Source organism: Pandoraea norimbergensis, assembly GCF_001465545.3.
Lineage (GTDB): Bacteria > Pseudomonadota > Gammaproteobacteria > Burkholderiales > Burkholderiaceae > Pandoraea > Pandoraea norimbergensis.
The window spans coordinates 947,202-961,828 of record NZ_CP013480.3; the positions used below are offsets into that span (position 1 = coordinate 947,202).

The following is a 14,627-nucleotide window of genomic DNA, read 5'->3' on the forward strand; positions in this document are numbered from 1 at the left end:
TTCGCCTGATCTTCCCTTCCAAAACGACACCGGCCGCAGAAGTCTGCGGCCGGCGTCGTTATTCGATCACGCTATCGCGATGAATCAGATTTCGTAACCGGGGTCCGGCGAGCGCAGTTTGCGCCAGATCGAACGCACCGTGAACGCCACGAGCAGCACCGTCAGGCTGACAATGCCCAGCGCGAGCGGCGTGCGCTGATCGGGGATGAACGCCATCGCGCCCACGATCGACAACATGCCGATGATCGCCACCCAAGTCAGGTACGGGAAGCACCACATGCGCACCTTGAGCTTGCCCGGGGCTTCACGTTCAAGACGCTTGCGCAGTCGCAACTGCGAGAACGCGATCAACACGTAGACGAAGATGGCCACCGTGCCGTACGAGTTCACGAGGAATGCGAACACGGTATCCGGCGACACGTAGGACATCACCACCGCAGCGTAGCCGAACAACGTGCCCACGAGAATCGCCCGAACCGGCACGCCTCGTGAATTGAGCTTGGCCAGCGAGCGGGGCGCATCGCCACGACGCGTCAGCGCGAACAACATGCGCGACGACGCGTACAGGCCGGAGTTCAGCGCCGAGAGCACGGCGGTCAGCACCACAGCGTTCATGATGTGGGCCGCTGCCGGGATGCGCATTGCTTCGAGCGCGCTCACATACGGCGTGGCCATGCCCGCCGAGTTCCAAGGTACGAGCATCACGACGAGCAGGATCGAGCCGATGTAGAAGAACAGCACGCGTCCGATCACGGAATTCGTCGCACGCGCAACGGCCTGTTGCGGCTCGGCCGCTTCTGCCGCCGCGATCGTGACGATTTCGGCACCGAAGTAGAAGCCTGTCGCCGCGACCGCCCCGGCCATCACCGGACCGATGCCATTCGGCATGAACCCGCCATGCGAGAGCAGATTGCCGGTGCTGGCAACCGCGCCCGGCCACATGCCGAACACGAACAACCCGCCGAGGAACAGGAACACGACGATGGCGGCCACCTTGATCGAGGCGAACCAGAATTCGAACTCGCCGTACGAGGCCACCGACACGAGGTTGGTCAGCGTGAGCACGACGAGCAGCACGAGGCTGATGGCCCACGCGGGAATATCCGGCAGCCAGAACTGAATCAGGTTGGCGCCCGCCACGGCTTCGACGGCCACCACGATCACCCAGAAGTACCAGTACATCCAGCCGGTCAGAAACCCGGCCAGTTCACCGCCCACGGGCTTGTCGTCCCACGCGAGGCGGGCGTACTCGTAGAACGAACCGACGGCGGGCAATGCGCACGCCATCTCACCCAGCATGCGCATCACCAGCACGACCAGCGCACCGGTGATCAGAAACGACAGCACCGCCGCAGGACCGGCCGCATGCACGACCACACCGCTGCCGACGAACAGACCCGCACCGATCACGCCGCCAAGCGCAATCATGCTCATGTGGCGCTGCTTCAGGCTTGAATGCAGCTTGGCACCATTGTCATGACCGGCCATGGCGACCTCCCATGCAAGGTACGGGTACGCTGGCGCAGCCGTGCGCGACGAAAGCACGGACGTTGTCGGGGTAGCACAGGGAATGCAGGGAAGACGGGGAGAACTCGGGGGAATGGAAATTACGGGGGGACGTGGCGAAATGCCGCTCGCGGGCAAGGTGCCCGCGTTGCAATGTCTCGACTGCCACACAACCTCCTGAATACACGTTGGGCGTCAGGTGCGGCCGGGGGAGCCGCCCTGCGCCTTATCTAATGACCACAGACTGCTGAGCCGCTTACACCTTGCCTTTCCAGGGCACGAGCACACGCTCGAGATAACGCATGATCAGATCGAAGCCGAAGGCGAAGAAACCGATCACGATGATCCCCATGATCACGATGTCCGACGCGAGAAACTCTGCGGCGTTGAGCACCATGAAACCGAGGCCGCTGGATGCCGCCACCATTTCGGCAGCCACCAGCGTGGTCCAGCCCACGCCGATGCCGATGCGCATGCCGGTAAAGATCTCCGGCAACGCAGACTTCACAATCACGTGCATGACGATCTGGCGCGGCGAGGCGCCCATCGAATACGCCGCGTGAATCTGTTCCATCGAGACCGATCGCACGCCCGCACGCGCAGCAATCGCGAGCGGGGCAAAGATCGCCAGATAGATGAGGAACACTTTGGAAAACTCGCCGATGCCGAACCAGATGATCACGAGCGGCAGGTACGCCAGCGGGGGCAACGGGCGATAGAACTCGATGGGCGGATCGAACACGCCGCGCCCGATGCGCGACACGCCCATCAGAATGCCGACCGGAATCGCCGTGACACACGCCAGCGCGAACGCGCCGAATACGCGATACAGGCTCGCGAGCGTGTGCTGCCAGAGCGTGGAGCCAGCGAAACCTTCGGTCGAGACCTGAATGAATTTCTCGACGATGGCACGCGGACCCGGCAGAAACAGCGGCTTGATCATGCCCGACGAGGTAATGGCAACCCACACCAGCAGTAACGCCACGACGGTGACGACGCTGATCAGCAGGCTGGGCCCTTGCCCCGGTGCGCCGAACGATTCACCGGCCTTGACGGGGCGCGGCGCAAACAGCCGGGCGATGGGGCCACGCTGGCGCCGTGCGCGCGGGCTCGGCGTGGCGGCTGCGGTGGGTGAGACCGGCGCGTGCGCCGGGCTGGTAGCAACGGGTTTGGTCATCATGATGGCAACGGCTCCGGCGCTGGGTCAGGCGGCGACCGCACTGGCACCGGACGCTGAGGTCTGGCCGGCACGTTCGTCGCCATAAATGATGCTGAGGACGGTCTCGCGCATCTCGATGAAATCCGGGCTCGACTTGATCGCGCGCGCATCTCGGCATTCGAGATAGCGCTGGTTGAAGTCGAGTTCGTAGGTATGCGTGATGCGCCCCGGGCGGGGCGACATGACGATCAGGCGGCTGGCGAGGAACAGCGCTTCTTCCACGCTGTGCGTGATGAAGAAAATCATCTTGCCGGTCTCGCGCCACACATCGAGCAGCAGCTCCTGAATGGTTTCGCGCGTGAGGGCGTCGAGCGCAGCCATCGGCTCGTCCATCAGCAGCATTGACGGATTACAGGTAAGTGCGCGTGCAATACCCACGCGCTGCTGCATGCCGCCCGAGAGCTGGTAAATCATGTGGTTGTGGAAGTCCTGCAAGCCCACGAGCGCCAGATTGCGCGCCGCCCGGGCGCGTCGCTCCTGCTTGGGCACGCCTTGCAGCTTCAGGCCGAACTCGGTGTTCTCCATGACGTTGAGCCACGGCAGCAGCGCATGTTTCTGGAACACCACGCCGCGGTCGGCACCCGGGCCTTCGATGGGGGCGTCGCCGAGCAGCAGTTCGCCGGACGTCGGCGCGATGAAACCGGCCATCAGGCTGAGCAGCGTGGTCTTGCCACATCCCGACGCGCCGAGCGCCACCACGAAGTCGCGCGGCGCGATGGTCAGATTGACGTGGGCGAGCGCCTGCACTTGCTCGCCAGCGCGCCGGCCGGGGTAGACGACGCTGACGTCGTTGACGATGAGTTGTTCCATGAAGCCCTTCTCCTGTCGATCCATCGATCGGGGAGGGGCTGCCGCGCGCTGGGCGTGGCGGCCCCGGCACGGCTTACTTCAGGTTGAGCGCGGCGTCGACGTAACGCGACGTGACGTACGTCGTGTAGTCGGGCTTGACCTCGTTGATCTTCTGCTGGCTCTTGAGGAACTCGGCGGTGTCCTTGAGTGCCTTGGCGGCACGGCTGCTCTTGCCGCCGCCCAGCCATTCGGCCGACGCTTGCTGCTGCGCCGACGGGTAGGCATAGAGCGAGAGCGCACCCGGCACGTCTTCCGGCTTGCCGCCAATCGTCTTCACGATGGCTTTGACCTGCGGCGACGTGGCCGTCCATGCCGCCTGATTCTGGCGGTAGGACGCGTCCGCGGCGGCAATCACCTTCACGAACTTCGCCATGAAGTCGGCGTTGGCCTCGCCCCACTTGCGGTCAACCGCAATACCGTCAAACGTCGGCTTGCCTTGCTTCGACAACTCGCCCGAGGTGATGAGCACGTGGCCGGTCTGCTTGATCTGTGCGAGCGCAGGGTCCCACACGTAGGCGGCATCGATGTCGCCACGCTCCCACGCCGCCACGATCTGGTTCGGCTGCATGTTGAGCACTTGGACTTCCGTCGGCTTGATGCCCCATTGCTGCAAGGCAAACATCGTGTGGTAGTGGGTGGTCGAGACGAACGGCACGCCGATCTTCTTGCCCTTGAGGTCGGCCGGCGTCTTGATGTTCGACGCATTGCGCACGACCATCGCCTCGGCCTGATTGATGTCGTCGAGGATCCAGAACAGTTGCAGATCCAGCCCCTGCGAGACGGCTGCCGCCATCGGGCTGGAGCCGAGCACGCCGATCTTGATGTCACCCGAGGCGAGCGCCGTAGCGACTTTCGCGCCCGATTCGAACTGGCGCCAGTGAATCTTGTAACCCGTGGTCTTCTCGAACTCGCCGCTGGCCATCGCTACCAGCCACGGATCGACGATCTGCTGGTAAGCGATCGTGACCTCCTTCTCCTGCGCTTGCGCAGTGGCCGGTGCCGCCAGCCCGAGTGCCAATACCCCAGGCAGCGCTGCTGCCGCCAACGCCGTGGCGGCGAAGACGCGTCGCAGCCGGTTCGGAAGTCCATTCATGGTTCACCTCTAATCGATAGGTTGTCGGTGGAACACTTTCGGGTTGACGCAGTAAGGGTTACGAATCCGCGTCAGGTGAGTGCATCATTGCCGCGCGTATTTTTGTTCGTTAGAGCCAGTTGGCCGCATTTGATGATGCCAACTGGCTCCGTTTGGTCGGAATCGGCCGCTAACCCGCATGAATGCTGGAATCGGACGCGATGGAGCCAAACTGCGGATAAACCCGAATTCGGAATTAACGTCACCGTCCCATGAGTAATAATTGACGCTCTGGAAGTATCAATAAGAAAGGGGACGCGATGTCGAGCCGGATTTCTGCGGCAATGTGGAACCAGTTGTTTCTGGTGTCGGCGCGTGCCGGCATGAGTTTGCAAAGTCAGATCCGCCAGATGCTGGTGTCGGCGATTCTCGACGAGCGGCTCATGCGCGGCGCTGCGGTGCCGTCGTCGCGCGAGTTGGCCGAAGGGCTGGGCGTGGCGCGCAACACTGTGGTGCTGGCGTATCAGCAATTGGTCGACGAGGGGTATCTGATCGCGCGGGAGCGGCGCGGTTACTTCGTCAATGGCGATATCCTTGCGCCGCGCGTCGGCACGCAAAGTGCCGAATCGCGAGAGGCGGCGAGTGCAAGCGCACGCAATGCGGCCGGTAGCGCAGGGGATACGCCTGCGGGCGCCGCCGCTGGCACCATCGCACCGCTTGACCCGCTGACGCCCGATTGGGAGGGGCGGTACGTGGTTCGCCCATCGGGGCAGCGCAACATCGTCAAGCCCATCGACTGGCAGCAGTATCAGTACCCGTTTATTTACGGGCAGTTCGACCCCACGATGTTCCCGACGGCCGACTGGCGCGAGTGCTGTCAGAAGGCGCTCACCATCATGGAGATTCGCGACTGGGCGCCCGACATGATTGCGCGCGACGACGAGACGCTGATTCAGCAGATCCGTACTCGCGTGTTGCCGCGTCGCGGCGTGTGGGCCGATGCGGACGAGATCGTACTGACCAATGGCGCGCAGCAGGCGCTGTACCTGCTGGCCGACCTGTTGGTCGGTGCGCGCACGACGGTCGGCATCGAAGACCCCGGTTATCCCGACGCGCGCAATATTTTCGCGATACGCACGCCGAAGCTGATCGGCTTGCCGGTCGACGAGTTCGGCGTGCCGGTCGATGACAATCTGTCGCAGTGCGACTACGTCTATGTCACCCCCTCGCATCAGTGTCCTACCACGACGACGATGCCGCTCGCCCATCGCGAGGCACTGCTGCGGCGTGCGGAAACCGAAGACTTCGTGCTGATCGAGGACGACTACGAGAGCGAGAACAGCTATTCGGACATTCCGATTCCGGCGTTGAAGAGTCTGGATCGCAGCGATCGCGTGATCTACATCGGCAGCCTGTCGAAGTCGTTCGCGCCGGGGCTGCGGCTCGGCTATATCGTGGCGCCGGCGGCGCTTGTGGCCGAGTTGCGCGCGCTGCGTCGTCTGATGATTCGCCACCCGTCGGCGTTCATTCAGCGCTCGTTTTCGATGTTCCTCGCGCTGGGGCATCACGACGCGCTGCTGCGGCGTCTGGCCGATACCTATGCCAAGCGTGCCGAGGTGCTGACCGCAGCCTTGAGTGCGCACATGCCTGAGGCAACGTTCGTGCGGGTGAAAGGCGGCGCTTCTTGCTGGGTGCGTGGTCCCGAGGGATTGAATGCAAACCTGCTCGCGCTGCGTGCCAAGGCGCGCGGCATTCTGATCGAGCCGGGCGACGTGTTCTTCATGGGCGATGCGCCGCCGCGCAATATGTTCCGGCTCGGCTTCTCATCGATCCGTTCGGAACACATCGAAGCGGGCGTTATTGCGCTCGCACAGGTGATGCGCGAAACGATGGCCGAGTCTGCGTGATGAGGAGGGCGCGCGCGCTTATGCGTCTGGGAACATCAGCGTAAACCGCGTCACGCCCGCCTCGCTGTGCACGGCCCACGTGCCGCCGTGCAACTGCATGATGCTGCGCACGATCGACAACCCGAGTCCATTCGATCCGGACGGCTGGTGGCGGGCAGCGTCGGTACGATAGAACCGGTCGAACAGCCGCTCGCGATGTGCGGCGTCGATGGTCGGGCCGTAGCTCTCGACGTGCAATGCGGTCGAACCCTTGTGTTGTTCGGCACCGATGCGCACGACGGTATCCGCGTCGGCGTATCGAATAGCGTTGACGATCAGGTTGGCGAGTGCACGGCGCAGCAGTTGGGCGTCGGCGAGCACATGCGCGTCGCCTTGCCATTCCATACGAATGCCACGTTCGTCTGCCAGACCTTCGAAGTATTCCGCCAGACGCGGCAGCTCTTCCGAGAGTGCGACGCACTGCCGATCGATGGCATGGTCGGCGTGCTCTGCGCGCGCCAGAAACAGCATGTTGTCGATCATCTTCGACAAGCGCTGCAACTCTTCAAAATTCGAGCCGAGCAGTTGCTGGTAATAGGCGGGCTCACGCGTCTGACGCAATCCCACTTCCGTCTGGCCGAGCAGGTTGGCAATCGGCGTGCGCAGGTCGTGCGCCATGTCGGCTGAGACCTGCTTCAACTGCGTGAAGCCGCGCTCCAGCCGGTCGAGCATGGCGTTGAAGGCATCGACCAGCGGATCGAGTTCGGGCGGCGCATTGTGCCGCTCGATGCGGGTGGAAAGCGTGCCGATACCAATGGCAGCAGTTTGCGCGGCAAGGCGTCGCAACGGCCGCAAGCCATAGCGGGCGAGCGCAAACGCGAGCATGGCAGCGAGCACAGCGCCAACGAGTGCGAAGAGCACGATCTGGCGGCGATAGTCGTGCAGCATTTGCGTTCGCTCTGTCATCAACCGGCCGGAGACGATCTGCAAATCGCGCTGCCCCGTGACGCCGTGCGCAGCCGCTGCGACGTAGATGAACGGCGTGCCATCGGGCATCGTCGTGTGGCGTACGGCGGCCAGTGTGAGCGGCGCGTCGGCCGCGACCGGTTGCATGGCGGGCACCGGCGAATGCCCCGGGTTGACGTTGATGAGCGGCGCTTCCCCCGGATAGCCGACCACCAGTAATGACTCGGTGTTGCCGAGCATATTGGCGAACAGGTGCGGCTTGTCACGAATGAGATCGTGCGCGTCCACATCCTGCATCAGCGTGCGCAGTTGATCCACGCGCGTGACGAGGGCGCCGTCGTCGCGCACGCTCAACTGCGCTTCGAGCTTCCAGTTCAGCATGAAGCCGACACCCGCCGTTGCGATGAAGGCGAGCAACGCGAATGACAACGCGAGCCGGGTGGAGAGGGTGAGGCGCTTGGCGTTTGGCATCGGGGGGTGCCTCACGACTCGCTTTCGCAGCGATAGCCCACACCGTGCACCGTATGAATGAGCCGGGTCGAAAACGGATCGTCGATCTTCTGGCGAAGGCGGCGCACCGCCACATCGACGACATTGGTGTCGCTGTCGAAATTCATGTCCCACACGCGCGACGCGATCAGGGTGCGAGACAGCACTTCGCCCTGATGCTCGGCAAAGAACCGCATCAACGCGAATTCCTTGGGGGTGAGTGTGATGCGTGTGCCGCCGCGCTCGACACGGCGGCGCGAGACGTCGATGCGCAGGTCGCCGACGACAAGTGCGTCGTCACTCGCCTGCGGTTGGCCGCGCCGCAGGATGATGCGGATGCGGGCGAGCAATTCGGCGAACGAAAAGGGCTTGACGAGGTAATCGTCGGCACCGAGATCCAGCCCTTTGAGGCGGTCTTCGAGCGTGCCGCGCGCACTCAGGAACAGCACCGGCGTGCGTGAGCGTTCGCCGAGTTTGCGCATGACGGTCCAGCCGTCCATCGCGGGCATCATCACGTCGAGCAGAATCAGGTCGTAGGCAGTCTCGGTGGCGAGATGCAAACCATCGATGCCGTCGGTCGCGATATCCACGACATAGCCCGCTTCGGTCAGCCCGTTACGCAGGTAGTCACCCGTCTTGGCTTCGTCTTCGATGACAAGAATTCGCATGATGTCGCGGCGTAAGTAGTGGCGTAGTGGCGTGGAGGCGAAGCGGTGGCGTGGCGGCACGCGGTGATGCCGGCGGGCCGCTGGCCACAGCATAGCCGTTTTGGCGAGGTGTGGCCTGCGGCGCTCAGGTGAACGGAAACTCACTCCCCGGCGTGTTCAGCAGCCTGTTCGATAAGTGCGGCGACTTCCTTCGGATGCGACTCGTAGACCGAATGGCTGGCGCCGTCGATTTCTACCGTGTGCGCATGCGCGCGGGCGGCATACATACGTTCCAGATCCGGATTGATGATGCGGTCGGCCTTGGCGACCATGTACCAGCTCGGCTTGGTCTTCCACGCCGGGTCGGGAATGTTCGCGGTGAAAACGGACGCCGACGTCGGCATCTGCGCATGGGCTTCGAATTCGGCCTGCGCGCGCGGCAGGTCGGCGGCGAAGTCCGCCGGATAGTCAGCCGGGTTCAGGTACAGGTAGTTGTCGGCCGTCTTGACGACCGCTTTGGTGGCATTCGGATACTTCTTGCCGTTGCTGGCTTCAGTCTCGCCGGTATCGAGGGCATGCGCGGCGATGTAGACCAGCGCCTTGACGTGGGCGTCGTTGCCCGCTTCGGTGATGATGGCACCGCCGTAGCTGTGGCCCACGAGCACGGCCGGGCCGTCGAGCGTGTCGAGTACGCGCTTGGTGGCGCTCACGTCTTCTGCAAACGAGGTGAGCGGCTCTTGCACCAGCGTGACGTGGTAACCGTCTTTGACGAGGATGTCGTAGACAGGGCGCCAGCCCGCACCGCCGACAAACGCACCGTGCACCAGCACGATGTTCTTGATGGGGGCAGCGGCGGGGGCGGCGAAGGCGGGGACGGCAGCACCCGCGAGCAAGGCGAGGGCAGCGGCAGACTGGGCAATGAGAGAACGGACGGCGTACGGCATGGGGTTGGCTCCTGAAGCGTGGCACGGGCTTGATCGGATTTCCGATCACGCGATGCCAGTCTAGGGAGCCGCCTCCCACACCGGGCTTGCACAGGGATTACAAAGAAATGACAGCCGTGTGGGCCGCCAACGGAGCGCTCTACCGGGGGCGGGGCGACGGAAGCGGGCGAAAAACGAAGCGTCAGGCGTGGGTATTCACGCCGAACGTCTCGCCCTGATGCTTGAGCAGGAGGTCGAGCGCGACCTGCAAGCGCTTGGCATTCTCGGGTTCGTTGCGCGACAGGGCGGCGGCAATCCCCTGACGGGCCCGGCTGGTGAAGTCGATCTGCTCGGCATCGCTGCCGGCCGGGACTTCGATACCCGTGTCGACGGAAATCTTCATCGTCATGGCCATCAACGGCGCGCTGTCGTCGAGCGACATCTGCCCGCTTTGAATCTGCGTGTTGACCCAGTCGCGCATCTGTTGCCGGGTCATGCTCGTAAAGTCAGTCTGCTTGGACTCTGCGGTTTTCTGCGACGGCGTGCTGCTGATGTGTGTCGGCGATTGCGTCGTGGCAGCGAGTGCCGCTGCGAAAGAGGCGTCGGTGCGCTTCGCGGCTGCGGGAGACTGCGTGCCGTTGGCGCCCAGATAACTCAGGCCACTGTCGATTCTCATGGTCGTTCCTTTCAGCAATCCTAATGATCCGGTGCAGAACTCCGATGGTTCTGTCTGTTGAAACGAAATCTACAACAAGTGGCGTGTCTGTGCCAGTTTCCCGGCCTCTCAAAGTTCATAGCCTTCCGGTCCCTTTCATTGCCTTTCATGGCGTGCCGTTTCGTCCGTACAGGCGAAAGCCTTCCCGTTGTGATAGCCGGTCGTAGTAAGCCGTCACGGCGTCCAGCGGCGGATGCTCGATGGGGGTGCTGAACCAGCGGTGCACCGATAAGCCGATGGGGACGTCTGCGAGCGTGAACGTCTCGCCACAGACGAAGGCTTGGGTGGCTCGCAGTTGCTGGTCGAGTACGGTCATGAGGTCACACCAGCGCTGCACACTGGTGTCTAGCGTGGCTGGATTGTCGTAGCCCGGTGCGCGGCGCACCAGCGACATGAATGGATAGCGCCATGCGGGATTCAGATCGGCCGCCTGCCAGTCGATCCACTGATCGACGCGGGCGCGCTGGCGCGGTGCCGCCGGGTACAGCGCGCTGCTGCCGCGTGTGGCCGCCAGATAGCGCAGGATGCTGTTCGACTCCCACATCACGAAGCCGCTGTCGTCAATCACCGGCACCATCCGGTTTGGGTTCAGGGCGATGAAACCCGGGTCGGCGAGCGACAGCGTGCCCGTGGCGTCGCCCCAAGGTTCGTTGACGAATGGCGCGTCGAGTTCATGGCAGAGCCAGTGCACCTTGCGCACGTTGATGGACCCCGGTCGGCCGAGTACGCGAATCATGAGAACCACCTTGGATGGGTGACAGGTGAACCGATTCTAGCGGCGTTCTGCTACAAGGCGACAGGTACAGTTGCCACGCCATATGACCGGAACAGTCGGCCCGCCCTATGCCTCGACTGCCTCGATCTGCTCGATGGTGACCGCCCCGGTACAGGTCACCGTGCCGCTGATGCGCATGGCAGGGTCCAGCCAGTCGGTCATCGACCAGATGCCGTGCGCGACGCGCCGCTGCCACGCGCGCAAGGGGGCTTCGCTCATCGGCAGGCCGGAAAGATCGACGCTGCCCAGACCAGAGAGCGTCGTGACGCCCACTTTCACCAGACTTTCTTTGCGGGTCCACAGTCGCAGCCACGCCAAGGCACGGGGTGACGGCGCATGGTGTGTGAGCGCCACGCTCGCGAAGGCGGCGAGGCGGTCGCGTTCGCTGCCCGTGATGCCCATGTCTTCCGACAGATCACCGAGGTCCAGATCGACGGACAGTGCCTGATCCCAGTGTTCGACATCGATGCCGACCGGCTCGATGGCACACGCGGCGGCGACGGCGCCACGCGTATGACTCAGGCTGATGTGCAGCCCGGGATGTGCGGGCAGATGCGGGCGCCCGTGTGCACCGCCGCATTGCTCGCAGCGCTGCACCAGCGCATATGTGCGCGCCAGATCGCCCGCCGCACTCGTGACGCCGGTTACACGGGCGGCAGCGACGCGCGCAAGAATGTGCGCCGCAACATAATCCTGCCGATCGGCCGGTCGGGAAAAGGCGCGTGCGCGACATTGCTCGTCGGCGGTCAGATGCGTCAGCCAGCCCGAGAAGCGGGCCATGATGCTGCGCGTTTCGCCATACAGGGCGAGCCCCGTGCTCGCCTGACTTGCCGTATTGATTTCGGTCATTGTAATGAGTCACCCGTGCGTGACGGGCAGGGACGAAATAACGGACTCCAAGCAATTCGGATGCCATGCGGCCATACCGAGGATGAAATGACTCTGGAATCGCCACCTGAAACGGGAATACGTTCGGCGCACTGTCTCACCGGCATGGACACCTGTCGCGTGTTGCGACAGATGTCGCACCCGTATGTGTTGTTCTCCCCAGACTTCCAACGCGCGTTCGAAAAACGACGCATCCACGGTAAAACCAGTCGCCATGCGGTATTCACCCGGTGCGCGGTGCGACGAGGTGCGCAATGGTTCGAAACTTGCATTGTGAGCGTGTGCACTGGTGCGCCCGTATCGGGGACATCAGGGCAAGGCTTCACATCAATCGACACCACATCGCACGACATCGCACAGGAGCGACACGATGCTGCCAAAACGACGGCTGGGGACGCAGGGATTGGAAGTGCCCGCCTTGGGCCTCGGGTGCATGGGCATGAGCTACGCCTATGGTCCGGCTGACGACACCGAATCGGTTCGCGTAATAGAACGGGCGCTGGAACTCGGCTGTAATTTTTTCGACACGGCCGAAGTCTATGGGCCGTTCGTCAACGAGCAGTTGCTCGGGCGTGTGCTCAAAGGGCGGCGCGAAAAAGCCGTCATCGCGACAAAGTTCGGATTCCGTTTCGATAACGGTGCCGTGACCGGGGCCGATAGCCGGCCCGAGCACATTCGCGCCGTTGTCGATGGCTGTCTCGCGCGTCTGGGCACTGACTATATCGACCTGCTCTATCAACACCGCGTCGATCCGAACGTGCCGATCGAAGACGTAGCGGGCGCCGTCGGTGAGCTCGTCAGCGCGGGGAAAGTGCGCTACTTCGGCTTATCTGAAGCGAGCGAACGCACGATTCGCCGCGCCCACGCCGTGCATCCGGTCAGCGCGCTGCAAAGCGAATACTCGTTATTCCATCGCGATCTCGAAGCCGAAATTCTGCCCTGCCTGCGTGAGTTGGGCATTGGCCTCGTGCCGTTTGGCCCGTTAGGGCGAGGCTTTCTGACCGGCACGGCACGCCGCGCGGAAGATTTCCCCGAAGGCGATTCGCGCCGCACCTCCGATCCGCGTCTCCAAGGCGAGAATTTCGCGGCCAACATGCGTTTGGCGCAAACGCTGGCGGCCTACGCCGCGCAGGCCGGCGTGACGCCCGCGCAGCTCGCGCTGGCATGGGTGCTCTCGCGCGGTAACGACATCGTGCCGATTCCCGGTACGCGCAGCATCGCCCGGCTGGAAGAAAACCTGGGGGCGGCGACCGCGCGTATCGATGCGGGAATCCTGCGCGCACTCGACGCGCAGATGCCGGCCGGCGCGACGACGGGGCCGCGCTACAAGGACTCCGCAATGATGGCGTTACTGGCAGACCGGGCCTGACGCGGCGAACTCGCGCTCACACGTTCACACGTTCACACGTTCGCGCGCAAAGGAAGGGAGCAGGCGGGCCGTCACCCGTCTGCTGCATTGCGGGAAATGTCTGGAGCTTTACGTCCAAACATCGGACGTGCCGCTTGCCATGTCAGAGACGGACCGTAGGGTGAATGGCGAAGCATCAGCGATGCGAGCCGAGCAGGGCGTCGCTGCCCATGTCGCGAACGTGGGGGATGTGCAGTTCGCGAAGCTTCCGGTAGAGCGACGTGCGGCAGATGCCGAGTTCGCGCGAGGCGGCAGAAATATTCCATCGACGCTCGGAGAGCACGCGAATGATGATCTCGCGTTCGCCGTTGGCGATGGGTGAAAGCGAGGCCAGTGGCGTGGGTTGAATGAGACCCGGCATCGCGGCGGCCACCGGAGCGGCGCTGGTGGCCTGACGGCTGACGCTTTGCAGCAGATTGGCCGGTAGATCGCGCACGCGGATGGTGTCGTCGCTCTTGACCGCACAGGCATATTGCACGGCCGTGCGCATCTGGCGCAGGTTGCCCGGCCATGAATACGACAGCAGCAGCTCGCGTGCTTCGCGATCGAGCGAATCGAGATTGGCGGTGCCGCGCGATTCGGTGGCAATCATGGCGCCGAGCAGCCAGTCGCGGTCATGCCGTACGCGTAGCGGTGGCAGATGCACGATGCCGACCGCAATGCGGTAGTAAAGATCTTCACGAAATAGCCCGGCCTGTACGCGCGACTCCAGATTCTGGTGCGTTGCGCAAACGAGTTGCAGGTCGACGGCGATGGGTCTGGCCGAGCCGATAGGCGTGACTTCGCGCTCGGAGAGCACCCGCAGCAATCGCGTTTGCTGCGCTGCGGGCATATCGCCGATTTCGTCGAGAAACAGCGTGCCGCCGTCGGCCTGCACGACTTTGCCTTTCATGCCGGAGTTCAAGGCGCCCGAGAATGCGCCGCGCTGGTAGCCGAAGAGTTCGCTTTCGATGAGGTTCTCGGGGATGGAGCCGCAGTTCACCGACACCATGGCGGCTTGGCGGCGCAGGCTGTAGTCGTGCAGTGCACGGGCGAGATATTCCTTGCCGGTGCCGGTTTCACCGAGCACCAGAATCGGCAGTTGACGATCGATGAGGAGGCGGGCACGGGCCAACGTGGCCAGCATGGTCGGGTCGGCACCACACAGCTGATCGAGCGACGGACGTGGTGAAGACTGAAAGTGTGCGTTTGAACTGTCCAGCGGATCGTGGGCGGTCATAGCGTCTCTCATTAACTTTATAGGAAGTGGCATGTGCCGCGTTTGGCGGCACCGGATCGCAAAAT

The 14,627-nt window shown here is 63.5% G+C and carries 13 protein-coding genes; 2 read left to right on the top strand and 11 right to left on the bottom strand.

Translation table 11 applies throughout. The features are described from left to right. Window positions 1–84: 84 nt before the first annotated feature. The 4 genes from AT302_RS04260 to tauA all read right to left on the bottom strand — a co-directional run bounded on the left by AT302_RS04260 (window position 85) and on the right by tauA (window position 4,667). Window positions 85–1,488 carry an amino acid permease gene (locus AT302_RS04260; RefSeq protein ID WP_058377361.1) on the bottom strand — a complete coding sequence of 468 codons (1,404 nt, stop codon included), beginning with the start codon at window positions 1,486–1,488 and terminating at the stop codon, window positions 85–87. Window positions 1,489–1,762: 274 nt separating this feature from the next. Further along, window positions 1,763–2,686, bottom strand: coding sequence for an ABC transporter permease subunit (locus AT302_RS04265; RefSeq protein WP_237172058.1), 924 nt, complete (start codon window positions 2,684–2,686; stop codon window positions 1,763–1,765). A 24-nt stretch (window positions 2,687–2,710) separates the two neighbouring features. Then, window positions 2,711–3,535 (bottom strand): taurine ABC transporter ATP-binding protein, encoded by an 825-nt coding sequence (locus AT302_RS04270; protein WP_058377362.1) that lies wholly within the window; start codon window positions 3,533–3,535, stop codon window positions 2,711–2,713. Between the two features lie 73 nt (window positions 3,536–3,608). Beyond that, entirely contained in the window at window positions 3,609–4,667 is a 1,059-nt protein-coding gene (tauA, locus tag AT302_RS04275; protein WP_058377363.1) for a taurine ABC transporter substrate-binding protein, read from the bottom strand. 299 nt (window positions 4,668–4,966) lie between these two features. On the opposite strand from tauA, the gene pdxR reads away from it, so the two are divergent. Next, a complete protein-coding gene (gene pdxR / locus AT302_RS04280; protein ID WP_058377364.1) occupies window positions 4,967–6,553 on the top strand; it encodes a MocR-like pyridoxine biosynthesis transcription factor PdxR in 1,587 nt (528 codons plus the stop codon). Between the two features lie 18 nt (window positions 6,554–6,571). Here the strand turns inward: pdxR and AT302_RS04285 are convergent, their stop codons facing one another. The 6 genes from AT302_RS04285 to AT302_RS04310 form a co-directional block, all read right to left on the bottom strand. After that, a complete protein-coding gene (locus tag AT302_RS04285) occupies window positions 6,572–7,969 on the bottom strand; it encodes a heavy metal sensor histidine kinase (protein ID WP_058377365.1) in 1,398 nt (465 codons plus the stop codon). Between the two features lie 11 nt (window positions 7,970–7,980). Further along, window positions 7,981–8,655 (bottom strand): heavy metal response regulator transcription factor, encoded by a 675-nt coding sequence (locus AT302_RS04290; protein WP_058377366.1) that lies wholly within the window; start codon window positions 8,653–8,655, stop codon window positions 7,981–7,983. Window positions 8,656–8,795: 140 nt separating this feature from the next. Continuing rightward, a complete protein-coding gene (locus tag AT302_RS04295) occupies window positions 8,796–9,578 on the bottom strand; it encodes an alpha/beta hydrolase (protein WP_058377367.1) in 783 nt (260 codons plus the stop codon). Window positions 9,579–9,759: 181 nt separating this feature from the next. Next, window positions 9,760–10,233: a hypothetical protein gene (locus tag AT302_RS04300; RefSeq protein ID WP_064675032.1), complete on the bottom strand. Its 474-nt coding sequence runs from the start codon at window positions 10,231–10,233 to the stop codon at window positions 9,760–9,762. 145 nt (window positions 10,234–10,378) lie between these two features. Continuing rightward, entirely contained in the window at window positions 10,379–11,008 is a 630-nt protein-coding gene (locus tag AT302_RS04305) for a glutathione S-transferase family protein (RefSeq protein WP_058377368.1), read from the bottom strand. 105 nt (window positions 11,009–11,113) lie between these two features. Next, window positions 11,114–11,896, bottom strand: a complete 783-nt coding sequence (locus tag AT302_RS04310; protein ID WP_058377369.1) for a 4'-phosphopantetheinyl transferase family protein — start codon at window positions 11,894–11,896, stop codon at window positions 11,114–11,116. 409 nt (window positions 11,897–12,305) lie between these two features. On the opposite strand from AT302_RS04310, the gene AT302_RS04315 reads away from it, so the two are divergent. Further along, on the top strand, window positions 12,306–13,304 hold the full coding sequence (locus AT302_RS04315; RefSeq protein WP_058377370.1) for an aldo/keto reductase: 999 nt from the start codon (window positions 12,306–12,308) through the stop codon (window positions 13,302–13,304). Between the two features lie 175 nt (window positions 13,305–13,479). Here the strand turns inward: AT302_RS04315 and AT302_RS04320 are convergent, their stop codons facing one another. After that, window positions 13,480–14,562 (bottom strand): sigma-54-dependent Fis family transcriptional regulator, encoded by a 1,083-nt coding sequence (locus tag AT302_RS04320; RefSeq protein ID WP_058377371.1) that lies wholly within the window; start codon window positions 14,560–14,562, stop codon window positions 13,480–13,482. Window positions 14,563–14,627: the final 65 nt, after the last annotated feature.

Excerpts from the sequence above, each read along its gene's own strand:
- tauA (WP_058377363.1), bottom strand. The coding sequence starts at position 4,667 with ATGAATGGACTTCCGAACCGGCTGCGACGCGTCTTCGCCGCCACGGCG.
- AT302_RS04285 (WP_058377365.1), bottom strand. The coding sequence starts at position 7,969 with ATGCCAAACGCCAAGCGCCTCACCCTCTCCACCCGGCTCGCGTTGTCA.
- AT302_RS04310 (WP_058377369.1), bottom strand. The coding sequence starts at position 11,896 with ATGACCGAAATCAATACGGCAAGTCAGGCGAGCACGGGGCTCGCCCTG.
- AT302_RS04315 (WP_058377370.1), top strand. The coding sequence starts at position 12,306 with ATGCTGCCAAAACGACGGCTGGGGACGCAGGGATTGGAAGTGCCCGCC.
- AT302_RS04295 (WP_058377367.1), bottom strand. The coding sequence starts at position 9,578 with ATGCCGTACGCCGTCCGTTCTCTCATTGCCCAGTCTGCCGCTGCCCTC.
- AT302_RS04300 (WP_064675032.1), bottom strand. The coding sequence starts at position 10,233 with ATGAGAATCGACAGTGGCCTGAGTTATCTGGGCGCCAACGGCACGCAG.
- AT302_RS04265 (WP_237172058.1), bottom strand. The coding sequence starts at position 2,686 with ATGATGACCAAACCCGTTGCTACCAGCCCGGCGCACGCGCCGGTCTCA.
- AT302_RS04290 (WP_058377366.1), bottom strand. The coding sequence starts at position 8,655 with ATGCGAATTCTTGTCATCGAAGACGAAGCCAAGACGGGTGACTACCTG.
- AT302_RS04260 (WP_058377361.1), bottom strand. The coding sequence starts at position 1,488 with ATGGCCGGTCATGACAATGGTGCCAAGCTGCATTCAAGCCTGAAGCAG.
- AT302_RS04270 (WP_058377362.1), bottom strand. The coding sequence starts at position 3,535 with ATGGAACAACTCATCGTCAACGACGTCAGCGTCGTCTACCCCGGCCGG.
- AT302_RS04320 (WP_058377371.1), bottom strand. The coding sequence starts at position 14,562 with ATGACCGCCCACGATCCGCTGGACAGTTCAAACGCACACTTTCAGTCT.
- pdxR (WP_058377364.1), top strand. The coding sequence starts at position 4,967 with ATGTCGAGCCGGATTTCTGCGGCAATGTGGAACCAGTTGTTTCTGGTG.
- AT302_RS04305 (WP_058377368.1), bottom strand. The coding sequence starts at position 11,008 with ATGATTCGCGTACTCGGCCGACCGGGGTCCATCAACGTGCGCAAGGTG.